The organism is Cupriavidus sp. 01L415 (genome assembly GCF_056400065.1).
Map to the genome: position 1 here is coordinate 156,701 of NZ_JBFTSP010000001.1, position 23,932 is coordinate 180,632.

The 23,932-nt window shown below is 65.7% G+C and carries 18 protein-coding genes; 4 read left to right on the forward strand and 14 right to left on the reverse strand.

The window, feature by feature from the left end:
- Nucleotides 1–2 precede the first annotated feature (2 nt).
- Together AC1DOX_RS00720 and AC1DOX_RS00725 are read right to left on the reverse strand one after the other, a co-directional pair.
- A complete protein-coding gene (locus AC1DOX_RS00720; RefSeq protein ID WP_441618735.1) occupies nt 3–992 on the reverse strand; it encodes an ABC transporter ATP-binding protein in 990 nt (329 codons plus the stop codon).
- A complete protein-coding gene (locus AC1DOX_RS00725; protein WP_441618733.1) occupies nt 989–2,953 on the reverse strand; it encodes an AMP-dependent synthetase/ligase in 1,965 nt (654 codons plus the stop codon). Before AC1DOX_RS00725 ends, AC1DOX_RS00720 begins: the two co-directional genes overlap by 4 nt.
- A 248-nt stretch (nt 2,954–3,201) precedes the next feature.
- On the opposite strand from AC1DOX_RS00725, the gene AC1DOX_RS00730 reads away from it, so the two are divergent.
- Nucleotides 3,202–3,870: a Crp/Fnr family transcriptional regulator gene (locus tag AC1DOX_RS00730; RefSeq protein WP_441618784.1), complete on the forward strand. Its 669-nt coding sequence runs from the start codon at nt 3,202–3,204 to the stop codon at nt 3,868–3,870.
- A 104-nt stretch (nt 3,871–3,974) separates the two neighbouring features.
- Here the strand turns inward: AC1DOX_RS00730 and AC1DOX_RS00735 are convergent, their stop codons facing one another.
- The 4 genes from AC1DOX_RS00735 to AC1DOX_RS00750 form a co-directional block, all read right to left on the reverse strand.
- Nucleotides 3,975–4,829, reverse strand: a complete 855-nt coding sequence (locus AC1DOX_RS00735; protein WP_441618731.1) for a 3-hydroxybutyryl-CoA dehydrogenase — start codon at nt 4,827–4,829, stop codon at nt 3,975–3,977.
- Nucleotides 4,830–4,889: 60 nt separating this feature from the next.
- The gene (locus tag AC1DOX_RS00740) at nt 4,890–5,327 is read right to left on the reverse strand and encodes an HIT family protein (protein WP_441618729.1); all 438 of its coding nucleotides are present in this window, start codon (nt 5,325–5,327) and stop codon (nt 4,890–4,892) included.
- An 80-nt stretch (nt 5,328–5,407) separates the two neighbouring features.
- On the reverse strand, nt 5,408–8,707 hold the full coding sequence (gene icmF, locus AC1DOX_RS00745; protein WP_477112388.1) for a fused isobutyryl-CoA mutase/GTPase IcmF: 3,300 nt from the start codon (nt 8,705–8,707) through the stop codon (nt 5,408–5,410).
- A 323-nt stretch (nt 8,708–9,030) separates the two neighbouring features.
- Entirely contained in the window at nt 9,031–9,369 is a 339-nt protein-coding gene (locus tag AC1DOX_RS00750; RefSeq protein ID WP_441618725.1) for a DUF2917 domain-containing protein, read from the reverse strand.
- Nucleotides 9,370–9,527: 158 nt separating this feature from the next.
- Between AC1DOX_RS00750 and AC1DOX_RS00755 the strand changes: the two genes are divergently transcribed.
- Nucleotides 9,528–10,934 (forward strand): aminotransferase-like domain-containing protein, encoded by a 1,407-nt coding sequence (locus AC1DOX_RS00755; RefSeq protein WP_092135690.1) that lies wholly within the window; start codon nt 9,528–9,530, stop codon nt 10,932–10,934.
- On the opposite strand, the gene AC1DOX_RS00760 is transcribed toward AC1DOX_RS00755, so the two are convergent.
- Together AC1DOX_RS00760 and glmS are read right to left on the reverse strand one after the other, a co-directional pair.
- Nucleotides 10,931–12,340: an amino acid permease gene (locus AC1DOX_RS00760; protein WP_441618723.1), complete on the reverse strand. Its 1,410-nt coding sequence runs from the start codon at nt 12,338–12,340 to the stop codon at nt 10,931–10,933. The two genes, AC1DOX_RS00755 and AC1DOX_RS00760, sit on opposite strands and share 4 nt — an antisense overlap.
- Before the next feature lie 146 nt (nt 12,341–12,486).
- Entirely contained in the window at nt 12,487–14,316 is a 1,830-nt protein-coding gene (glmS, locus tag AC1DOX_RS00765) for a glutamine--fructose-6-phosphate transaminase (isomerizing) (RefSeq protein ID WP_441618721.1), read from the reverse strand.
- 139 nt (nt 14,317–14,455) lie between these two features.
- Here glmS and AC1DOX_RS00770 point away from each other — a divergent pair, with 139 nt between their 5' ends.
- The gene (locus AC1DOX_RS00770) at nt 14,456–15,013 is read left to right on the forward strand and encodes an Lrp/AsnC family transcriptional regulator (RefSeq protein WP_441618719.1); all 558 of its coding nucleotides are present in this window, start codon (nt 14,456–14,458) and stop codon (nt 15,011–15,013) included.
- Between the two features lie 74 nt (nt 15,014–15,087).
- Here AC1DOX_RS00770 and AC1DOX_RS00775 read toward each other — a convergent pair whose 3' ends face one another.
- Nucleotides 15,088–16,605, reverse strand: coding sequence for a CoA-acylating methylmalonate-semialdehyde dehydrogenase (locus tag AC1DOX_RS00775; RefSeq protein WP_441618717.1), 1,518 nt, complete (start codon nt 16,603–16,605; stop codon nt 15,088–15,090).
- Between the two features lie 40 nt (nt 16,606–16,645).
- On the reverse strand, nt 16,646–17,977 hold the full coding sequence (gene aptA / locus AC1DOX_RS00780) for an omega-aminotransferase AptA (RefSeq protein ID WP_092135682.1): 1,332 nt from the start codon (nt 17,975–17,977) through the stop codon (nt 16,646–16,648).
- A gap of 300 nt (nt 17,978–18,277) precedes the next feature.
- Here aptA and AC1DOX_RS00785 point away from each other — a divergent pair, with 300 nt between their 5' ends.
- Nucleotides 18,278–19,732 (forward strand): aminotransferase-like domain-containing protein, encoded by a 1,455-nt coding sequence (locus tag AC1DOX_RS00785; RefSeq protein ID WP_477101348.1) that lies wholly within the window; start codon nt 18,278–18,280, stop codon nt 19,730–19,732.
- A 26-nt stretch (nt 19,733–19,758) separates the two neighbouring features.
- Here the strand turns inward: AC1DOX_RS00785 and AC1DOX_RS00790 are convergent, their stop codons facing one another.
- The 4 genes from AC1DOX_RS00790 to leuC form a co-directional block, all read right to left on the reverse strand.
- Nucleotides 19,759–20,343 (reverse strand): acyloxyacyl hydrolase, encoded by a 585-nt coding sequence (locus tag AC1DOX_RS00790; protein WP_441618713.1) that lies wholly within the window; start codon nt 20,341–20,343, stop codon nt 19,759–19,761.
- A 591-nt stretch (nt 20,344–20,934) separates the two neighbouring features.
- The gene (locus AC1DOX_RS00795; RefSeq protein WP_441618711.1) at nt 20,935–21,813 is read right to left on the reverse strand and encodes an alpha/beta fold hydrolase; all 879 of its coding nucleotides are present in this window, start codon (nt 21,811–21,813) and stop codon (nt 20,935–20,937) included.
- A gap of 12 nt (nt 21,814–21,825) precedes the next feature.
- Nucleotides 21,826–22,488, reverse strand: coding sequence for a 3-isopropylmalate dehydratase small subunit (gene leuD / locus AC1DOX_RS00800; protein ID WP_441618709.1), 663 nt, complete (start codon nt 22,486–22,488; stop codon nt 21,826–21,828).
- Nucleotides 22,481–23,899, reverse strand: a complete 1,419-nt coding sequence (gene leuC, locus AC1DOX_RS00805; RefSeq protein ID WP_441618707.1) for a 3-isopropylmalate dehydratase large subunit — start codon at nt 23,897–23,899, stop codon at nt 22,481–22,483. Before leuC ends, leuD begins: the two co-directional genes overlap by 8 nt.
- Nucleotides 23,900–23,932 lie beyond the last annotated feature (33 nt).

The window sequence follows — 23,932 nt, forward strand, 5'->3', positions numbered from 1 at the left end:
CGCTAGTGAGAGGTGCCCAGATAGGCGCGGATCACGTCGGGATTCGACTTCACCTCTTCAGGCGTGCCGTCGCCAATCTTCTTGCCGTAGTCCAGCACCACCACGCGGTCGGAGATGTCCATCACCACGCCCATGTCGTGCTCGATCAGCACGATCGTGGTGCCGAACTGGTGATTCACATCGAGGATGAAGCGGCACATGTCCTGCTTCTCTTCCACATTCATGCCGGCCATCGGCTCGTCCAGCAACAGCATCGACGGCTCGGCGGCCAGCGCGCGTGCCAGCTCAACACGCTTCTGCAGGCCATACGGCAGCCGGCCCACCGGCGTCTTGCGGATCGCCTGGATCTCCAGGAAGTCGATCACCTCTTCCACCTTGCGGCGGTGGCGCATCTCTTCTGCGCGGGCCGGTCCCCACCAGAGCGCATGGGCGAACAGACCGGTGCGGAACTGCGTGTTGCGCCCGGTCATGATGTTGTCGAGCACGGTCATGCCCTTGAACAGCGCGATATTCTGGAACGTGCGCGCGATGCCCTGCCGCGCGGCGGCGGTCGGATGCATCTGGCGGCGTTCCTCGCCACGGAAGATGATGCGGCCGTGCTGCGGGTGGTACACGCCGTTGATCACGTTCAGCATCGAACTCTTGCCCGCACCGTTGGGGCCGATGATCGCGCGGATCTCGTGCTCGCAGACATCGAACGAGATGTCGGTCAGCGCCTTGACGCCGCCAAACGCCAGCGAGATGTTCTGGAGATCCAGGATCACATCGCCGCGCGTGTGGACATGCGCCGTGGAATCGGCCTGCCACGCGTCGCCGGTACGCAGCGTCTCGCCTTGCACCCCTTCGGCGTGGCCGGACGGGGTGATCGGGCCGGCCGGCGCAATCGTGCCGGTGGCGTCCACGCGCGCCGTGCCGCTCCAGGCCGGCGGGCCATCAGCCTGCCGGGTCGCTCCTTGCCAAGCCCTTTGCGTCATGCCATCGCCCCTGTTCATGCCGCGCGCGCGCCGCCCGCGGGCGGAAAGCGCTTGACGTCCACCAGCTTCAGCGTCGCGGAGACACTGCCCTCGCGCCCGTCCTCGAACTTCACGCGCGTCTCGATGAACTGCTCTGGCTTGCCCGCGTACAACGCGTCCACCAGCACCGCGTACTTCTCGGCGATAAAGCCGCGTCGCACCTTGCGCGTGCGAGTCAGCTCATCGTCGTCCGGATCCAGCTCCTTGTGGAGAATCAGGAAGCGCGCGACCTGCGATCCGGCCAGCATCGCATCGTTCGCCAGATCCGCATTCACCTGTTCCACGCACTCGGCGATCATCGCGATCACGTCTGGCTGGGCGGCCAGGTCCACGTAGCCCGCATAGGGCAGATGCCGGCGCTCGGCCCAGTTGCCCACGGCGTCGAAGTCGACATTGATGAACGCGCAGACACTCGCGCGGTCCGTGCCGAACGCCACGGCTTCCTTGATGTACGGAAAGAACTTGAGCTTGTTCTCGATGTACTTGGGCGCGAACATCGACCCGTCCGCCAGCTTGCCAACGTCCTTGGCGCGGTCGATGATCTTCAGGTGGCCGTCCGCATCGATCACGCCGGCGTCGCCGGTCATGAAGTAGCCCTCGTCGTTGATGGCCTCGCGGGTAGCGTCCTCGCGCTTGTAGTAGGCCTTGAGCAGCCCCACGCCGCGCACCAGCACCTCGCCATTGTCGGCGATGCGGATTTCCATGCCCGGCGCCGCCGGCCCGACCGAGTCGAACTTGACCTGGCCGTCCGGTTGCAGGCACACGTAGGCGCAGGTCTCGGTCTGGCCATAGAACTGCTTCAGGTTGACGCCAATCGAGCGATAGAAGCGGAACAGGTCCGGGCCAATCGCCTCGCCGGCCGTGTAGCCCACGCGAATCCGGCTCATGCCCAGCACGTTGCGCAGCGGGCCGTAGATCAGCGCTTCGCCCAGCGCGTAGCGCAGGCGGTCGCCCAGCGCCACCGGCCGCTTGTCCAGGATGTCGGCGCCACAGCGGCGCGCTACGTCCATCGCCCAGTGGAACATCTTGCGCTTGATCCAACCGGCGTCTTCCATGCGGATCATGACCTGCGTGAGCAAGCCTTCGTAGATCCGTGGCGGCGCAAAGTAATACGTGGGGCCGATCTCGCGCAGGTCCGTCATCACGGTTTCACGCGATTCCGGGCAATTCACGGTGAAGCCGGCCACCATGGCCTGCGCGTAGGAAAACAGGTTGTCGCCCACCCACGCCATCGGCAGGTAGGAAAGCACGTCGTCGTCGGGCCCCAGCCCATCGAACTGGCAGCCGTTGCGGGCCGCGCCGATCAGCCCACTGTGCGCGTGGCAGACGCCCTTCGGCTTGCCCGTGGTGCCGGACGTATAGAGGATGATCGCGGTGTCGTCCGGCGCGCCAGCCTCGACGGCTGCGTCAAAGAAACCCGGATGCGCCTGGTCGTACTCACGGCCGATTTCCTGAAGGCGCTCATACGACAGCAGCGACGGATGATCGTAGTCGCGCAGGCCGCGCGGGTCTTCGTAGATGACATGACGCACGGCGCGACCGCGCGTGGCGAGCTGCGCTTCCACTTCGAGCAGCTTGTCCACCTGCTCCTGGTCCTCGACGATGGCGAAGTCGATCTCGGCATCGTCCAGCACATACACCATCTCGTTGGCGATGGCGTCCTGATAGAGGGGCACCGGAACGCCACCCAGCGCCTGCGCGGCGGTCATGGCCCAGTAGAGGCGCGGGCGGTTGTCACCCACCACGGCCAGGTTCATGCCGCGCCGGAAGCCGAGCGCGGCCAGCCCGCATGCCAGCGCGCGTACCTCGCGGGCGGCCTGCGACCAGCTGTATGTCTGCCAGATACCCAGATCCTTCTCGCGATAGGCCGGATGATCCGGGCGCTGACTGGCATGCGCCAGCAGCCATCGCGGAAAGGTCGTCGCCGACGATTCCTGCATCGCTGTCTCCTGTCCCTGATGGCGTAGGGGCCACGCCGGGTATCAAGCCGCCAGACCGGTCGCTATACTGGGCCTTTGCGCGAAGCGTGCGTTACCGCACCGCACCAAGCCCGCCATGCCTTGTGGAATCTGGCTGGGGCGGTTCCGTCGTGATCGTAAGATAGCCGATGCCCACCCCCCCGGTTGTCACGCCGGTGACAATTCCGGGTTAATCCCTACGGGAGAACAGACTGGCGATGTCTAACGCGATTTCCAACGATTTCATCGACCGTTGCGCCTGGGCCGTCGACCTGAGCCCCGAACAGCGCGAGCGTGTCAAACGCGTGACCACCGTGCGCGAGTACGCCCAGGGCGACTACGTCTGCCACAAGGGGGACCTGGCGGAGCACTGGCTTGGCGTGGTCGAAGGCATCGTCAAGATCACCACGGTATCGCCGTCCGGCAAGTCAGTCACCTTCACCGGCGTGCCGACAGGCGGCTGGTTTGGGGAAGGCGCGGTGCTGAAGTCGGAAATCCGCAAATACGACGTGATGTCGCTGCGCCGCTCGCGCATCGCTTTCATCCCGCGCGACACTTTTCAGTGGTTGCTGGATACCAGCCTGCCGTTCACGCGCTTCCTGCTGATGCAATTCAACGAGCGGCTCGGACAGTTCATCGCGGCGGTGGAGTATGAGCGCCTGCTCGACATCGATTCCCGCGTGGCACGCGCCGTGTCGTCGCTGTTCAACGAGCACCTGTATCCGGCCCTTGGCAATACGCTGGAGATTTCACAGGAAGAGATCGGCCTGCTGGCAGGCATCTCGCGCCAGCGCGCCAACCAGGCGCTGAAGGTGCTGGAACAGCAGGGACTGGTCCGCGTGGACTACGGCGTGATCGAGGTGCTCGACCTCGAGAGCCTGCGGCAGTATGGGGAGTGACGTCGGGAAGACGGGTGTGAAACGGGCTGAGTGGAACTGAGGAAAGCAAAACGCCGGCATGTAGCCGGCGTTGATGGCAAAGTGCCGCGAGGCGCTGCGTCAGCTTACTTGCTGTACACGTACACGCCGCGGCCCGTCTTGCGGCCGAGGTAGCCGGCCGCCACCATCTCGCGCATCAGCATGGCCGGACGGTACTTCGGATCGGCAAACTCGGTGTAGAGCACTTCCATCACGGCGAGCATCGTGTCCAGGCCGATCATGTCCGCCAGCGCCAGCGGGCCGATCGGATGATTGCAGCCCAGCTTCATGCCCTCGTCGATTTCTTCCGGCGATGCCAGACCCTCGCCCAGCACGCAGAAGGCCTCGTTGATCATCGGGCAGAGAATGCGGTTAACCACGAAGCCCGGGCTGTTCTTCACCGTGATCGGGTACTTGCCCAGGCGCCTGGAGAGGTCTTCCACATCGGCATGCGTCGCGTCGCTGGTCTGCAGGCCGCGGATCAGTTCCACCAGCGCCATCATCGGCACCGGATTGAAGAAGTGCATGCCGATGAAGCGGTCCGCGCGCGACGTGGCGGCGGCCAGCTTGGTGATCGAGATCGACGAGGTGTTCGACGCCACGATCACGTCCGGCCCCACGATGCTGTCAATCTGCTTGAGGATCTTCAGCTTCAGTTCGTAGTTTTCGGTGGCGGCCTCGATCACGATGTCGGCGCGCTTCAGATCGTCATAGGACGTACTGCCGTGGATGTGCGCCAGCGCGGCGGCCTTGTCGGCCTCGGTGGCCTTGTCCTTCTTGATCAGCCGGTCCAGGCTGCCCGCCACGGTGGCGATGCCCTTCTGCACGGCGGCGTCGCTGATATCCACGATGATGACGTCCAGGCCTACCACCGCGCATGCCTGAGCAATGCCGTTGCCCATCGTGCCGGCACCGACGATGCCTACTGTCTTGATTGCCATGTACTTCCTTGCTTGGTCAGGGATTCAGAATCATTCGGAGCGAGAGCCGGAGGACTCCGCTCAGGCCGGCAGTTTCGCCAGCGCGGCAATCACGCGATCGGCGTGTTGCCGGAGCACATCCATGCTCTGCTTCTCGCGCGCGTGGCCGCGCAGCGTCTGGTCCGCGTAGCGCGGCACGATATGGAAGTGGATGTGCGGGACGGTCTGCCCAGCGGCGGCGCCGTTGAACTGGGTGATCACCACGCCATCGGGCTGGAACGCCTCGCGCACACCACGCGCCACGCGCTGGGTCGCGCGGATCGCCGCCGCGGCGCCGGCTTCGGACAGGCCGAAGAAATCCACCGCCGGCTCCTTCGGCACGACGAGCGCGTGGCCATCGGACTGCGGCATGATGTCCAGGAACGCGATGTTGTCGGCGTCCTCGTAGATCTTGAAACACGGGAGTTCGCCGCGCAGGATGCGGGCGAAGATATTGTTGCTGTCGTACTCGGCTTGCATGACTGTCTCGGAGAAAACTCGCCTCGTGGCGGAGGAGCGTTGAGTGTAACGCAGCGCTCCTCCGCGGCGAACCTCCTCCCCTACATGTTTCGACGGTACTGACCGCCGACTTCGAACAAGGCATGCGTGATCTGCCCGAGCGAGCACACGCGCACCGCATCCATCAGCACCGCGAACACGTTCTCGTTGGCGATCACGGCCAGCCGCAGCCGTTCCAGCATGGCCGGCGCATCACCCGCACAGGTCCGCTGGAATTCCGCCAGGCGGTTCAGCTGACTCTGCTTTTCATCTTCGCTCGAACGGGCCAGTTCCAGCGTCTGCGGAATCGGATCGCCGTCCGGGTTGCGGAAGGTGTTCACGCCGATGATCGGCAACGTGCCGTCATGCTTGAGTTGCTCGTAGTAGAGCGACTCCTCCTGGATCTTGCCACGCTGGTAGCCGGTCTCCATCGCTCCAAGCACGCCGCCACGCTCGGCGATGCGCTCGAACTCCTGCAGCACGGCTTCCTCCACGAGGTCGGTCAGTTCCTCGATCAGGAAGCTGCCCTGGTTGGGGTTCTCGCACTTGGCGACGCCCCATTCGCGGTTGATGATCAGCTGGATGGCCAGCGCGCGCCGCACCGATTCGCCGGTCGGCGTGGTGATCGCCTCGTCATACGCGTTGGTGTGCAGCGAATTGCAGTTGTCGTAGATCGCGATCAGCGCCTGCAGCGTGGTGCGGATGTCGTTGAAGTCGATCTCCTGCGCGTGCAGCGACCGCCCGGACGTCTGGATGTGGTACTTCAGCTTCTGGCTGCGCTCGTTGGCGCCGTACTTGTCACGCATCGTCACGGCCCAGATGCGGCGCGCCACGCGGCCCAGCACGCTGTATTCCGGGTCCATGCCGTTGGAGAAGAAGAACGACAGGTTCGGCGCGAAGTCATCGATGTGCATGCCGCGGGCCAGGTAGGCCTCGACATACGTGAAGCCGTTGGACAACGTGAACGCCAGCTGCGAGATCGGATTCGCACCGGCCTCGGCGATGTGGTAGCCAGAGATCGACACCGAATAGAAATTGCGCACCTGATGGTGGACGAAGTACTCCTGGATGTCCCCCATGACCTTGAGCGAGAACTCCGTGGAGAAGATGCAGGTGTTCTGGCCCTGGTCTTCCTTGAGGATGTCCGCCTGCACGGTGCCGCGCACGTTCTGGAGCACCCAGGCGCGGATCTTCGATTCCTCGTCGGCGGTGGGCTCGCGATGGTTGTCGGTGCGGAACTTTTCGAGTTGCTGGTCGATGGCGGTGTTCATGAACATCGCCAGCAGCGTGGGTGCCGGGCCGTTGATCGTCATCGACACCGACGTGCTCGGGCTGGTCAGATCAAAGCCGTCGTAGAGCACCTTCATGTCTTCGAGCGTGGCGATCGACACACCCGAGTTGCCGACCTTGCCGTAGATGTCGGGACGCACGTGCGGATCTTCGCCATAGAGCGTCACCGAATCGAATGCGGTGGACAGTCGCTTGGCGTCCATGCCCTCGGAGACCAGCTTGAAACGCCGGTTGGTGCGGAACGCGTCGCCCTCCCCCGCGAACATCCGCGTGGGGTCTTCGCCTTCGCGCTTGAAGGCGAACACGCCGGCGGTGTAGGGGAAGCTGCCCGGCACGTTCTCGCGCATCAGCCACTTGAGTACTTCGCCGTCATCCTCGAAGCGCGGCAGCACCACCTTGCGGATCTTGGTGCCGGACAGCGTGGTGGTGACCAGTCCGGTGCGGATCTCCTTGTCGCGGATCTTCACGACGTATTCGTCGCCGCTGTAGGCCTGCTGCATCTGCGGCCACATCGACAGCAGCTTGCGCTCCACGCTGCCCAGCGCGGTATCGCGTTCGGCGGCGAGCGTATCGAGCGCGGCGCCATCGGCCGTCGCGTTGCCGTCCACACCGGCAGCCTGCAGCATCGCGCGCGCGGCGCGCAGCTGCTGACGTTCGCGCGCCAGCTTGCTCTGTTCGGCCACGCGGCGATGGTAAGCGCGCACCGTATCGGCCAGCTCGGCCAGATAGCGGCTGCGTGCGGGCGGCACGATCACGTTCTGGCCGGTGGAGATCCGCCCGGCCGGCGCCGGCAGCACACCGGGTTTCAGCTGCAGGCCCCGTTCCGCCAGCGCGGCACCCAGGCCCTGATAGAGCATGGTCACGCCATCGTCATTGAAGCGGGACGCCTGCGTGCCGTAGACGGGCATCTCGTCCGGCTTGCTGTGCCACTGCTCGCGGTTGCGCTGGACCTGCTTGGCCACATCGCGCCACGCGTCCTGCGCGCCCTTGCGGTCGAACTTGTTGATGGCGACGAAGTCGGCGAAGTCGAGCATATCGATCTTCTCGAGCTGGCTGGCCGCGCCGAATTCGGGCGTCATCACATACAGCGAGAGATCCACGTGCGGCACGATGGCGGCGTCGCCCTGGCCGATGCCGGAGGTTTCCACGATCACCATGTCGAAGCGCGCCGCCTTGCATGCGGCGATCACGTCGGGCAGCGCCTGCGAAATCTCCGACCCCGCTTCGCGCGTGGCCAGCGACCGCATGAAGATGTTCGGGTGGTTGATCGCGTTCATGCGAATGCGGTCGCCCAGCAGCGCACCGCCAGACTTGCGGCGCGACGGATCGATCGAAATCACGGCGATCGACAGGGCATCCTGCTGGTCAAGGCGGAAGCGGCGGATCAGTTCATCGGTCAGCGACGACTTGCCCGCGCCGCCCGTGCCGGTGATGCCGAGTACCGGCGTCTTCGCGGCCTTGGCCTGCGCGTGGAGCGCGCTGACCAGGGATGCGTCGGCCTTGCCGTTTTCAAGTGCGGTAATCAGTTGCGCGAGCGCGCGGCGGTCGCCCGCAGCCACGGCATCGAGCGTGGCCGGCGCATAGCGCGTGAGGTCGATGTCGCAACGCTGGACCATGTCCGCGATCATCCCGGCCAGCCCCATGCGCTGGCCGTCCTCGGGACTGTAGATGCGCGCCACGCCGTAGGCCTGCAGTTCGCGGATCTCATCGGGCACGATCACGCCGCCCCCGCCGCCGAACACCTGGATGTGCTCGCCACCGTTCTCGCGCAGCAGGTCGATCATGTACTTGAAGTACTCGACGTGCCCGCCCTGGTAACTGGAGATGGCGATGCCCTGGGCATCTTCCTGCAGCGCCGCCGTGACCACTTCCTGCACGGAGCGGTTGTGGCCAAGATGGATGACCTCGCAGCCGTGGGACTGGAGGATGCGCCGCATGATGTTGATGGATGCGTCGTGGCCGTCGAACAGCGATGCCGCCGTCACGAACCGCACCTTGTTGACAGGGGTCCGGCTCGCGGCCGTCTGCGGCGTAGCGGCCGCAGTCCTGCTCACATCGGAAAGATCAGTCATTGTCTCCACCGCTCTGATATGTGGCTGGCTGCCGCACGCCGGCAATTCTGACGATCGCACTGACGAGGGCCGGACGATTATATGACGTTTACGTTAACGTAAGGCAAGGGGCGCAGACGATGCGTCTGCACGCGCCATCACGGCATCGTCGCATAGCGGGGAGATTCGGGCCAGACGGGCCGGCCGGGAGTGGCGTGGCCGGCGCCTCGGGGCGCTGAATTGGCCGAAGGGGGTCTGGATAGGCCGGATAGGCCGGAGGCCGGATGTACCGGACGCCCGGTCAGGCGAGCGTCCGGTCAAGCAGCGAGATCGGGAGGCAGGAGTCAGGCGCTGATCTGGGGGCAATCGCCAAAGGCGTCGGTCTTGCGCTCCGCCCAGCGGCGGGCCATCTGGCGCGCGATGGCGGCGACGCGCCGGAGCGACAGCGGCGCCGCGGTCTCGGCCAGCCGGAAGCGGGCGACGGGCGACTCGCCCGACAGCCAGACCCGTGCACCTTCCGGCAACGCCACGACATCGCCCGGACGCAGCCACATGTCCGCGATCTGGCCTTCGACGGTCAGCCACAGCCGGCCCTCCAGCACGGTCACGCTCTGCCCATGCGGGGCGCGCCAGCTGACTGGCAGCCCCGGTTCATCGAGTTCAAAGGTCTTGAGTTCACGCATCGGTGTCTCCTCGTCATGCCCGGCGGAGCGGCGATCCTGGGGGCGCCTCCGCCACGCTTCCATTATTCATGGCGCGGACTACAATCCCATGCACAGTTCCGAACAGTTTTCGTTGAACTGTTCAGTAGTTTTTACTGACACTTGCCGCCCCCGCTCCCGTGAAACTGATGCTCGACCCCTCCACCGGTGTGCCCCTGACGGAGCAGATCGTCCTTGCCGTGAAATCGTGGATCAGTTCGCGCGAGGCGACGCCGGGGGCACGCCTGCCGTCGATCCGGCAAATGGCGGCCGAGCACAAGATCAGCCGCTTCCCGGTGATCGAGGCCTATGACCGGCTGGTGTCGCAGGGGCTCGTCGACTCGCGCCAGGGGTCGGGCTTCTACGTGGCGGATAGCCCGCTCGCCGGGCGCAGCGGGCGCGGCTGGTCGGACCCGAGCCTGGCCGAGGACCTGTCGCTCCACATCATCGATCAGTTCCACCATCCGAGCGGCGCGCTGAAGCTGGCGGGCGGCTTTGTCCCCGAGGAATGGCGCGACGTGGAGGGACTGACCCAGGCCATTCGCCATATCGCGCGTCACGACATCGACAGCGTGATCCACTACGCCACCCCGCTGGGGCATCCCGAGCTGCGCAAGCAGGTATTGATGCGCGTGCGGCAGGTCGGCATCCAGGCGGAACTGTCGCAGGTGCTGATCACCTCGGGCGCCAGCCAGGCGCTGGACCTCGTGGTCCGCCACCTGCTCAAGCCCGGCGACACCGTGTTTGTCGAGGACCCCGGCTACTACAACCTGTTCGGGCTCCTGCGCATGCATGGCGTGCAGCTGGTGGGCGTGCCGCACACGCCGAACGGGCCCGATCCCGAGGCCTGCGAGCGGCTGCTGCGCGACCACAAGCCCAAGCTGTTTTTCACCAACAGCATCCTGCAGAATCCCACCGGCTCGACGCTGTCACCGCCGGTCGCATTCCGCCTGCTCGAACTCGCGCGCAAGCACAACTTCCGCTTCGTCGAGGACGACATCTTTTCCGACTTCCAGCTCCACTTCACCGACCGGCTCGCCACGCTCGACCAGCTCGAGCACGTGATCTATATCGGCGGATTCTCGAAGACGGTATCGGCGGCGCTGCGCGTGGGCTACCTCGTCGCCGACAAGACGCTCATCAAGGACCTGATCGACGTGAAGGTGCTGACCAGCGTGGCCGGATCGCACTTCGCGGAGGCCGTGACGGCGACGATGCTGGAGCGCGGCGCCTATCGCAAATACGTGGAGCGGCTGCGCGTGCGCACGCGAGAGGTGACCGCCGATGCGGTCAAGATCCTCGGCCAGAGCGGGTGGGACGTGTTCTGCGAACCCGCGGGTGGCAATTTCCTGTGGGCGCGCCCGCGCGGCATCGAGGATTCCCGCGAACTGGTGACACTGGGCGAGCAGTATGGGATCGCGCTGGCACCCGGCCATTTTTTCCGGCCGGGCGGCGACACCACGCCGTGGGTGCGCATCAACTCCGCCTACGCGGGCGAGCCCCGCTCGCGGGCGTTCCTGCAGGATGCGGGGTCGCGCGGCGGCTAGCCTTCTGCGTCGCCGCCGTGGTTATGCAACACGGCATTGCGGCGCGAATACGCGAAGTAGATCACCAGCCCCAGCGCCAGCCAGCACAGGAAGGCAATCCACGTCAGCGCCTGCAGGTGTGCCATCAGGAACAGGCAGAACACCACCGCCAGCAACGGAATCACCGGCACGCCCGGGCAGCGGAACGCGCGCGGCAGATTCGGCCGCGTGCGCCGCAGCACCAGGATCGCAATCGAGATCAGCGTGAAGGCCGCCAGCGTGCCGATGTTGATCAGCTCGGCCAGCACGTTCAGCGGCACGAACGCCGCGATCGCGGCGAACACCAGCCCGACCGTCCACGTGGCAACGAATGGCGTGGCATGGACCGGATGCACGGCCGACAGCCGCTCGGGCAGCAGGCCGTCGCGCGACATCGCAAAGATGATGCGGGTCTGCCCGTAGGTCATGACCAGGATCACCGTGGTCATGCCGAGGATCGCGCCAAGGTCGACAAACCCCGCCACCCAGTTCTGCCCGGCATATTGCAAGGCCAGCGAGACCGGGTGATCGACCCCTTCGAACTTCATGTACGGCACGATGCCGGTCATGATCGCCGCCACGGTGACATAGAGGATGGTGCAGACGGCCAGGGATCCGATGATGCCGATCGGCAGGTCCCGGCGCGGGTTGCGCACTTCCTCGGCGGCGGACGTCACGGCATCGAAGCCGATGAACGCGAAGAACACCAGCGCCGCGGCGTTGAAGACGCCGTCGAAACCGAACGGCGCGAACGGCTGCCAGTTCTGCGGCCGCACATGCCAGACACCCACGACGATGAACAACAGCACCACGCTGATCTTGATCGCCACCATGACGTTGTTCAGCCGTGTGGACTCGCGCACGCCATACGACACCACCCAGGTGATCGCCAGCATGATCAGGCAGGCCGGCAGGTTCAGGATCGTCTCGGCGCCCCGCACCGAACCCGGCGCGGCGGTCAGTGCCACGGGCAGATGAAAACCGAATCCCGCGATCAGCGACTGGAAGTATCCCGACCACCCGACCGACACCGCCGACGTCGCCAGCCCATACTCCAGCAGCAGGTCCCAGCCGATCATCCACGCCACGATCTCGCCCAGCGTGGCGTAGCTGTAGGTATAAATCGACCCGGATACCGGAATCGCGGAAGCGAACTCCGCGTAGCAGAGCGCGGCAAACCCGCATGCCATGGCCGCGATCACGAAGGAGACGGTCAGCGCCGGGCCGGCCGTCAGCGCGCCGGTCCCGGTCAGTACGAAGATGCCGGTGCCGATGATGGCGCCGATGCCCATCAGCACCAGATCGACGGGCCCGAGCACCTTGCGCAGCCCGTCATGCTCGCTGACCTCCAGCATGGCTTCGATGTTCTTGGTACGAAAGAGGCTCATGGGTGCTCCGGCCGGAATCCAGTCAAGACGACTATTGTTGTACTTGCCGGCCAAATCCGATAGCGGAATCGACGAGAGCCGATTGCGATAGCGCAAGCGAGGTGCGCATGCGGAGCGAAGCGGGTCGAACTGCGACAGATCTGGAACTATTCCACCGTCACCGATTTCGCAAGATTTCGCGGCTTGTCGATGTCCGTCCCGCGCGCCAGCGCGGCATGGTAGGCCAGCAACTGCATCGGAATCGTATGAAGGATCGGAGACATCAGGCCATAGTGTTCGGTGAGCCGGATGATCTCCACACCGTTTGCCGACGACAGCGCGCCATCCATGTCCGCGAAGACGAAGAGCCGGCCACCGCGCGCGCTGACCTCGTGCATGTTGGACTTCAGCTTTTCGAGCAGGCGGTCGCTGGGGGCCACGGCCACCACGGGCATCTCGTCGCTGATCAGCGCCAGCGGTCCATGCTTCAGTTCCCCGGCGGCATAGCCTTCCGCGTGAATGTAGGAAATTTCCTTCATCTTCAGCGCGCCTTCGAGCGCGATCGGATAATGCATGCCGCGACCGAGGAACAGGATGTTCTCCTTGCGGGTCAGCTGCTCCGCCCAGCCGATGATGTGCGGCTCCAGCGCCAGCACACGGCTCATCGCGTCAGGGAGGTGGCGCAGCGCGCGCAGGTGCTCCTGTTCCTCCTGGTCGGAGAGGCGGCCGCGCATCTGCGCGAGCGTCAGCGCCAGCAGGAACAGCGCCACCAGTTGCGTCGTGAACGCCTTGGTCGATGCCACGCCGATCTCCACGCCCGCACGCGTGATGAAATGCAAGGCGCATTCGCGGACCAGTGCGCTGGTGGCGACGTTGCAGATCGCCAGCGTTCGGGTCATGCCACGTTGTTTCGCCACTTGCACCGCGCCGAGGACGTCGGCGGTTTCCCCGCTCTGCGACACCGCCACGACCAGCGTATTGGGATTGACCACCGAGTCGCGGTAGCGGTATTCGCTCGCAATCTCCACCCGCACCGGCAGATTCGCCAGGCTTTCGATCCAGTAGCCGGCGGTCAGCGCCGCGTGATAGCTGCCGCCACACGCCAGCACCAGCACATCCTCCACGCCATTGAGCGCGCGCCACGCGCCATCGCCGAACAGCTCCGGCATGATCGACGTGATGTCCTGGAGCGTATCCGCCACCGCGCGGGGCTGCTCGAAGATCTCCTTCTGCATGTAGTGGCGATACAGCCCGAGGTCGGCCGCGGCGCTGTGGGCGGCAACGGTATGGACGCGACGCTCGACGCGCTGGCCGTCGCCATCGACAATCCAGTAGCGATGCAGCTGCACGTCCACCACATCGCCATCTTCCAGGTAGACGATCTGGTCGGTCACGTTCGCCAGCGCAATCGCATCGGAGGCGAGGAAGTTCTCGCCCTGGCCCACGCCGATCACCAGCGGCATGCCGCTGCGCGCGCCGACCAGGCGATGGGGTTCGTCGCGGCACAGCACCGCGATCGCGTAGCTGCCGTGCAAGCGGGCCACGGCTTGGCGCACGGCTTCGAACAGGTCGCCGTTGTAGAGGTGATCGACCAGATGGGCGATGACCTCGCTGTCGGTCTGGCTGGCAAACACGTAGCCGTGACGCTCGAGCTCCTCGCGCAGCGCCTCATGGTTTTCGATGATGCCGTTATGGGACAGCGCGATGCGCGGCGCGGCGTCGCTGGGCGAGAAGTGCGGATGGGCGTTGGCCGTGACGGGCATGCCATGTGTAGCCCAGCGCGTGTGGGCAATTCCGGTGTAGCCGGACAGCGCCTGCGCGGCGATGTCTTCGGCAAGCCGCGCGACGCGATCGACACTGCGCGCCCGCACAAGCTGGCGATCCTGATGCAGCGCCACGCCGCACGAGTCGTAGCCGCGATACTCCAGCCGTTTCAGGCCATCCACCAGGTCAGGCAGGATGTTCCGTTGCGCCACCGCCCCAACAATTCCACACATGTCGCCGCTCCGTTTGATGGGTTCGTCTGAACCGATGGCTGCGATGGTAGAGTTGCTCCTGTGAAATTTTCTTTCAGATTTTTCGCCTTTATGAAATCACAGAAGTCTGTCCTATCGTGATGAAATATTCTTTCACGTCATGCGGCGCAGGAGTCTCCCCGTGATCGACGTCGAACTGGACGATCTCGACCGCCGCATTCTCCGCGCACTGCAGGCGGACGCGTCGCTGTCGAATGCCGCGCTTGCCGCGCAGGTCTTCGCCTCGGCGCCGACATGCCTGCGCCGGGTGCGCAGGCTGCGGGAGTCGGGCGTGATCCAGCGCGAAATCGCCATCCTCGACCCCGTCAGGCTCGGCGCGCGGCTGACGGCGATCATCGAGATCACGCTGGACCGGCAGACCGCCGAGGACTACGACGCGTTCGAGGCGTACGTCTGCGGCGAGAGCGTCGTCACCCAGTGCTATCGCGTGTCACCAGGGCCGGACTTTGTCGTCCTCACGGAGATGCCCGACATGGCCGCCTACGACGCCTTCGCCCGCCGGCTTTTCACGGGTGCCTCCAACGTGCGCAATGTCCGCACGTTCTTTTCCACGCATCGCGCGAAGTTCGAAGCCAATGCGCCGGTCGGCGGCGCGCAGGATGCCAGCCCGACGCACGCGCCCCCCGGCGCCGGCGCAAGCTCCGGCACGCGGCCATGAAAAAGCGCCCCGCGAAGGGAGCGCTCAATCGTGACAGGGCGAACGGGCGGTAAAGCCCGCCAGCCAATGCGGCGTTACTTCGCCACTGGCATCGTGAATTCCGCGCCCTTGCCGATGCTGTCCGGCCAGCGCTGCATGATGCTCTTGTAGCGCGTGTAGAAGCGCACGCCCTCTTCGCCATAGGCGTGGTGATCGCCGAACAGCGAACGCTTCCAGCCACCGAACGAATGCCACGCCATCGGCACGGGAATCGGCACATTGATACCGACCATGCCCACCTGGATCTGGCGCGAGAACGCGCGCGCGATGCCGCCGTCGCTGGTGTAGCACGACACGCCATTGCCGAACTCATGGCGGTTGATCAAGTCCACGGCCTCGGCAAAATCATGCACGCGCACCACCGACAGCACCGGGCCGAAGATCTCTTCCTTGTAGATCGTCATGTCCGGCTTGACGTTGTCGAACAGCGTGCCACCGACGAAGAAGCCGTTGTCATGGCCTTCCACCTTGTGGCCGCGTCCATCGGTCACCAGCGTCGCGCCCTCGGTCACGCCCTTGGCGATATAACCCTCCACCTTCGCCTTGTGGACGCCCGTCACCAGCGGGCCCATTTCGGCGTCGGCATCCATGCCGTTGCGGATCTTGAGTGACGCGGCACGTTCGGCCAGACGCGGCACGAGTTTGTCGGCCACATCGCCCACGGCCACGGCCACCGAGATCGCCATGCAGCGCTCGCCGGCCGATCCGTAGGCCGCGCCCACCAGCGCGTCAACGGCCTGATCGAGGTCGGCGTCAGGCATCACCACGAGGTGGTTCTTCGCGCCGCCCAGCGCCTGCACGCGCTTGCCGTGCTTCGTGCCTTCCGTGTAGATGTACTCGGCGATCGGCGTGGAGCCGACAAACGACAGCGCCTGCACGTCCGGGTGCGCCAGCAGAGCGTCGACGGCCACCTTGTCGCCCTGCACGACGTTGAACACGCCATCGGGCAGGCCGGCCTGCTTGAGCAGATCGGCGATCAGCAGGCTGGGCGACGGGTCGCGCTCGGACGGCTTGAGCACGAACGTGTTGCCGCAGGCCAGCGCCACCGGGAACATCCACATCGGCACCATCACCGGGAAGTTGAACGGCGTAATGCCGGCCACCACGCCCAGCGGCTGGCGCAGGTTCCAGTTGTCGATGCCGCCGCCGATGTTGTCGGTGAAATCGGTCTTGAGCAGATTGGGGACGCCGCAGGCGAACTCCACCACCTCGATCCCGCGCGTGACCTCGCCCTTGGCGTCCGAGAACACCTTGCCGTGCTCGCGCGTGATCAGCGCGGCCAGGTCGTCATGATGCTTGTCCAGCAGCTCCTTGAACTTGAACAGGATGCGCGCGCGGCGCAGCGGCGCCAGTTCGGCCCACACCGGAAACGCCGCGCGGGCCGCGGCAACGGCGCTGGCCACGTCCTCGGCGGAGCCCAGCGCCACGCGCGCGGCGACCTCGCCCGTAGCCGGGTTGAAGACATCGGCGAAGCGGCCCGCGCCGCCATTGCGCATGGCGCCGCCGATGTAGTGGTGGATCTCGGCGATCTGCCGGTTTTCTGCGATGTTCACTGCGGTCTTCCTCTCAGTCTCTTTGGCGTGGGCGCAGGTCTTACTGCACGTCCTGCAGCGCCTGCTTCACGGTATCGAACAACTGGTCGATCTCGGCCTCTGAAATAATCAGCGGCGGCGAAAACGCCAGGATATCGCCGGTGTAACGCACCAGCACGCCGCGCTCCAGGCACTTCAGGAAGGCCTCGTAGGCGCGGGCGCCCGGCGCGCCGGGGCGCGATTCCAGCTCCACGCCGGCCACCAGGCCCAGGTTGCGGATGTCCTTCACATGCGGCGCGCCGCGCAGCCCATGCACGGCGGCTTCGAACTTCGGCGACAGCTCGGCGGCACGCGCGAACAGCTTGTCGCGCTGGTAGATGTCGAGCGTGGCGATGCAGGCCGCCATCGCCAGCGGGTGGCCCGAATAGGTGTAGCCGTGCGGCAGTTCGATGCCGCCCTGGGCCGTGGCGTTGATCACGGCGTCATGCACTTCGCGGCGCACCGCCACGGCGCCCATCGGCACGGCAGCATTGTTGATGGCCTTGGCCATCGTGATCAGGTCCGGCGTGACGTTCAGGCGTTCGGCGGCAGTGGCCGCGCCCAGGCGGCCGAAGGCCGTGATCACCTCGTCGAAGATCAGCAGGATGCCGTGCTTGCTGGTGATGGCGCGCAGCTTTTCCAGATAGCCCACCGGCGGCACCAGCACACCGGCGGAGCCGGCCAGCGGCTCGACGATCACGGCGGCGATGTTCGAGGCGTCATGCAGCGCGATGATGCGTTCGAGTTCATCGGCCAGATGGGCACCCCATTGCGGCTGGCCCTTCGAGTACGCGGCTTCGGCAATGTTCAGCGTGGCCGGGAGATGATCGGCGCCCGGCATCACGTTGGCCGACCACATCTTGCGGTTCGGGCCAATGCCCCCCACCGCCAGCCCGCCAAAGCCCACGCCGTGGTAGCCGCGCTCGCGGCCGATGATGCGCGTGCGCTGGCCTTCGCCACGCGCGCGGTGGTACGCCAGCGCGATCTTCAGGGCGGTATCCACGGATTCCGAACCCGAGTTCGTGAAGAAGATGCGGTCCAGCCCTTGCGGCATGAGCGACGCCACCTTGGTGGCGGCTTCGAATTCCAGCGGATGGCCCATCTGGAACGGTGGGGCGTAGTCAAGCGTGGCCGCCTGTTGCGCGATCGCCTCGACAATCTCCTTGCGCGCATGGCCCGCGGCCACACACCAGAGACCGGCACAGCCGTCCAGGATCTTGCGGCCGTCGTGGGTCGTGTAGTACATGCCGCTGGCCGATGCCAGCAGGCGCGGAGCGGCCTTGTACTGGCGGTTGGCTGTGAACGGCATCCACAGGGCTTCCATATCGGGGATCACGGTCTTGGCGGCGTCCATACATTCTCCTGAAGCAATGGGGGAGGGGTGGCGACGGCACGCCACGGATTCCGACAACTCTACCGGCGGGGTCGGGCCGACAAAATATACGGTCGGCAAAACGCCACCTCACCGTACAGTTTAGGCTGCGACAACCGTACAGGAAGGCGAGCAGGCACACGGCGCACCGGACGACCGATGGCAGGCTGCCACCGGCTTGTGTGCTCGGATTCGCGCTGCGGCGCACCATTTGAAAACTCTGCCGATCGGTGTGTCGCATGTCGTTAAACTGTACAGGTCTTGCAATCCGCAGAGTGCTGCATGCTCAACCTGAACCTGAAACTTGCCCGCAGCCGTCGTGGCGGCGAAACCCTGACCGAACAGATCGTCGCCGCCATTGCCGGACTGGTGGATCGCCGCGCATTGCGCGCCGGCGCCGCGCTGCCCTCGGTGCGGCGCTTTGCGCAACAGCACAACGTCAGCACGTTTACCGTGGCGGAGGCCTATGGCCGGCTGACCGCGCTCGGCTACCTGGCGGCGCGGCCAGGGTCGGGCTACACCGTGGCGCATCGCCACGCACCGTCCGGGCACGCGCGCGCCTCGCACTGGGAGGCCCCCGGCCTTAACGCGGCGTGGCTGCTGTCCGATGTATTCGCCGACCATTCGGTGCCGATCAAGGCCGGTGCCGGCTGGCTGCCGGGGGACTGGCTCAATGAGGAGGGTCTGCACCAGGCCATGCGCAGCGCGGCGCGCGTGCCGGCCGCGCAGGTTTCCGGCTATGGCCATCCGTACGGATTCGGCGCGCTGCGCGAACACATCGCCACGCACCTGAGCCAGTACGGCATTCCCGTGCAGGCCCAGCAGGTCGTGCTCACACAGGGCGCCACGCAAGCGCTGGACCTGGTGGTGCGCACGCTGCTGCGGCCTGGCGATACGGTACTCGTGGAAGCCCCCTGCTACTGCAACCTGCTGCAGATCCTGCGACTGGCGGGGCTGCGCGTGATCGGCGTGGCGCGCACTGCGGCGGGGCTGGATACCGATGCGCTCGAGGACGCGATCCGCCAGCACGGGCCGCGCGCATTGTTCATCAACACCGTGCTGCAGAACCCCACCGGCGCCAGCCTGACCAGCATGAACGCGTTCCGCGTGCTGCAACTGGCCGAGCAGCATCGGCTGCTGGTGGTGGAGGACGACATCTACCGCGAGCTGGCGCCCGCCGGATCGCCGATGCTGGCGGCGATGGATGGCCTGTCGCAGGTGGTCTATGTGAACGGCTTTTCGAAGACCATCGCGCCGTCGCTGCGCGTGGGTTATCTGGCGGCCAGCCCGGACCTGGCCAAGGCATTCGCGCGAACGAAGATGGCGGTGGGTCTGACGTCATCGGAGGTTACCGAGCGGCTGGTCTATTCGGTGCTGACCAGTGGCCACTATGGGCGACACGTTGGGGCGCTCGCCGAGCGGCTACGCGCGCAGCAGGATCGTGTGACGGAAAAGATGGAAGCGCACGGGCTGGAGGTATTGCTGCGCCCCGAAGGCGGGATGTTTGCGTGGGCGCGACTGGCGCCGGGGGAAGACAGTGTGGCCCTGCCCGGCAACCAGCTGGCCACGCTGGCGCTGGAGCACGGCATCTGGCTGGCACCCGGGTCTTACTTCGAACCCGACGAAACGGATTCGCCGTGGATCCGCTTCAATGTGGCAACCAGCGACGCCGGTGAGCTGTGGACGTTCTTCGATGCGGTGCGCAGCGGCCGGACGGCGATCGCCCGCGCCGCCTAGATCCGGCCGCTGCGCCCGGAAACCACTCAGAAGCGATAACGCACGTAGCCCGTGTAGTAGTTGCTGCCCGGGTTCGGTTCCTTGATCCCGGCATTCGAGATGTGCTGGAAGCGGAAGCCCACTTCCGTATTGGCGTTCTTGCCAAAGCCCACGCCCACGCCAAGCATGTCGGAGAACTGGAACGCGCTACCCATGCGGTGTTCGTCGGACGTGCCCGTGTGGCTCAGCACGCGCAGGCCCACCGACGCCTCGGCGAACGGCACGAAGTAGCCGCCGCGCTTTTCCACGCGCAGGATCGGCGAGATGCCGAATTCGAACAGGTTCTGCTGGTTGGTGCCGCCGCGGGCGTCCCAGCCGGCCAAGTTGACTTCCGCCTGGAGCCGGAACAGCCAGCCTTGCGGGTTGCCGTACTGGATGGGGGTGTTGAAGTTGACGCCCAGCTCGTACTTGTTGACGTCATGGCTGGTATCGCGGCCATACGCCACGTGCACGGCCGGATGGCTCCAGCCCACCAGCTCTTCGGCACTGACGGCCGAACTGGCGATGGCAAGCAGCGACGCGGCGACGATAGGGAAGGAAAAGCGCTTGCGGAGAAATGCAAAGTGGGGCATGCGGCGGTCTTGTTGTTCTTTCTTCATATGGAAGGCTTCGACGAAGAGAGAGTGGCTCGGCAACGGAAATGCACGAGCCTGACCTGCCTGGCACACGGTGAAGTGTCGTTTGCAACGCATCTGGTGCGCGTCGCACCCGGCCCCCTCCGGATATCCCAGCAAGTCAGGCCCAAAGCCGCTCGACGAGCCAGCTCGCAGCAACACAAATGCCGAGCCAGACGGCGAGACAGCCTGCAATAAATCGGTACGTCATGATGAAAATTAACTACGTGGGGGCTTTCGGACGGGCCGCATTATACATCCATACATGTATGTATGTTTAGCACAGTTGCCAATGCTGACGGCATGGCAACGTCAGACACATCAGAAATCCACCAGTTCGCCATCATGCCAGTGTGCGGATCACTCTGCACAGCGATGATTAAATGGTTGTTTCAAAAAAATTGGCGCTGCGGCGGCGTTGGACGTGCGGGGGATGCGCCATCGGCGCGAGCGGAAGGAAGCGGGGAATGAGGCGAGTGAGGCGAATGAGGAGGCGAATGGGCGATGACGGGCGCGGCGGGGTCAAGCCCACGCCGCGCCGCTGGGGATTCAGCCCTTCAGGAAGGGCAACACTTCTTCGAGCAACTGATCGGGCACTTCTTCGGCGATGTAGTGGCCGCACGGTAGCGCGTGGCCCGTGACGCGGCGCGCCACCTTCCGCCACTCTTCCAGCGGCTGGAAGCACTTGCCGACCGCGCCGTCGGCTCCCCAGAGCGCCAGCATCTCGCACTCCACCATGCGGCCCGCCGCGATGTCCGCGCGATCGTGTTCCAGATCGATCCCCGCACTGGCCCGATAGTCCTCGCACAGCCCATGTGCGGCGCCGGGGGTCTTCAGGCAACGCAGATATTCGGCCAGCGCCGCCTCGGTGAACGGCGCCAGGCCCGCGCTGCGGCCGCCCATCGTCTGGCGGATGTAAAGCTCGGGATCGGCCTCGATCAGCGTTTCCGGGAACGGCGCCGGGCGGATCAGGAAGAACCAGTGGTAGTACGCCCGCGCAAAGGCTTCGTTGGTCTGGGCATACATCGCCAGCGTCGGGGCGATGTCCAGCGTGACCAGCTTTTCCACCGCATCGGGATGATCCAACGCGAGCCGGTGCGCCACGCGCGCGCCACGGTCGTGCGCCAGCACACGGAAGCGCTCGAAGCCCAGCGCGCGCATGACGGCGAGCTGGTCGGCGGCCATCGCGCGCTTGCTGTAGTTGCTATGGTCCGCCACGCCGGCGGGCTTGTCGCTGTCACCATAGCCGCGCAGGTCCGTCGCCACCACGGTGAAATGGCGCGCCAGCTCGCCCGCCACCTTGTGCCAGATCACATGCGTCTGGGGGTGACCATGTAACAGCAGCAGCGCCGGGCCCTCTCCACCCACGACGGCATGAATGGCGACGCCGTTGGCGTCGATGCGGCGCTCCGTGAATCCCTCGAACATCGTGTGGCTCCTTTAGCGGTTGGCGACTGGCTGGCCGTTGAGTCTTGCCATAGTAACGGCCGCCACATCGCGCAGCCAGGGATTGGCCGCGTGATGGCCGCGGGCGAAAGCCGCAATCGCATCGGCATGGGTCAGCGACAAGCCGATGATGTCCAGCCCCAGCCGGAACATGTCCAGATGGCGCGGGGACAGCGTGAAGCCGGCGCTGAAATCGCCCGCGCTGACCGTCATGGCGCGCACGTCGACGCGGAGCGTGGCCGGCGCCACCGGGTCCGACACGGCCGCCATCAGCCGGTCCACATCCGCTTGCGGCAGCATCACCAGCAGCAGCCGGTTGTTCATCGCGTTGGAGTAGAAGATCTCGCCGAAGCTCGGTGCGATCACCGCCTGGATGCCGTATTGCTGCAGCCCCCAGACCGCATGTTCGCGGCTGGACCCGCACCCGAAGTTGGGCCCGGCCACCAGCACCCGCGTATCGCGATACGCCGGCTGGTTCAGCACGAAGTCCGCACGCGGGCCGCCGGCCTCGTCAAAGCGCATGTCATACAGCAGACCCTTGTCCAGGCCGGCCTTGTCGATGCCGCGCAGGAATTGCTTGGGCATGATCTGGTCGGTATCCAGGTTCGGCAGCGGCAACGGTGCGCCGGTGCCTTCGATCAGCGTGTAGTCAGACATGTTGGATCTCCAGGCGGCGCACGTCGGTGATGCAGCCCGTGACAGCCGCGGCGGCGGCCATGGCAGGACTCATCAGGTGCGTGCGTCCCGCGCGTCCCTGGCGTCCCTCGAAATTGCGATTGGTGGTGGACGCGCAGCGCTCGCCCGGCGTCAGCACGTCGTCGTTCATGGCCAGGCACATCGAGCAACCCGGCTTGCGCCATTCGAAGCCCGCCGCCCTCAGCTGCGCGGCGATGCCCTCGGCTTCGGCCTGATCGCGCACGGCCCCCGAACCCGGGACCACCATCGCGCGCACGCCCGGCGCCACCTTGCGGCCACGCACGACGTCCGCCACGGCGCGCAGGTCCTCGATGCGGCCATTGGTGCAGGACCCGATGAACACGCGTTGCACGGGCAGGCCCTGCAGCGACGCACCGGCCGCGAGCCCGATATACCCGAGCGCGCGCTCGGCGGAGGCTCGGGCAATCGCATCGGCGGCATCCGCCGGATGCGGCACGCGTGCGCCGACGGGGATCGCCTGGTCCGGGCTGGTGCCCCAGGTCACGTACGGCTCGACGACGGCGGCATCGAACACGAGTTCGGCGTCGAATCGCGCGTCCTCGTCGGAAACCAGCTCCGCCCACGCCGCGCGGGCGCGCTGCGCCATCGCGGCGTCGATGTCCGGCGCGCGATCCAGCACGTAGGCGATCGAGGTGGCATCGGGCGCAATCAGCGCGCCGCGTGCGCCGGCCTCCACCGTCATGTTGCACAGGGTCATGCGCGCTTCCATCGACAGCGCGCGGATCGCCTCGCCCGTGAACTCCACCGCATAGCCACGCGCACCCTGCGCGCTGATGCGGGCGATGATATGGAGGATCAGGTCCTTCGACGTCGTGCCGTGCGGCAACAGGCCATCCACGCGAATGCGCATGTCACGCGCCACGCGATAGACCAGCGTCTGCGTGGCCAGCACGTGCTCCACCTCGGACGTGCCGATGCCAAACCCCAGCGCGCCGAACGCGCCGTATGTCGTGGTATGGCTGTCGCCGCAGAGCACGACCATGCCCGGGCGGATAATGCCGTGCTCCGGCGTAATGACGTGCTCGATCCCCTGCAATGGGTCGTCGGTGTCGAACAGCGGAATCCCGTGGAGATCACAGTTGCGCTTCAGGTTGCGCGCCTGCAGCGCCGAGGCCGGGTCCCGGATCACGCGCGGCGTTTCCGCATGCGTGGGGATGATGTGGTCCACCACCGCCAGTTGCTGCCCGGGCACGGGCACCTTGCGACCGTGTTCGGCCAGCCCGGCAAACGCCTGCGGGCTGGTGTACTCGTTCATGATGTGCAGATCCGCATAGAGCAACACGTTGTCCGCATCGAGCGCGACCACGGTGTGCGAATCCACCAGTTTGCGATAGAGGGTAAGACCGGCCATGAGAAATGCTCTGCCTGCTTGAGTGGGGGAATG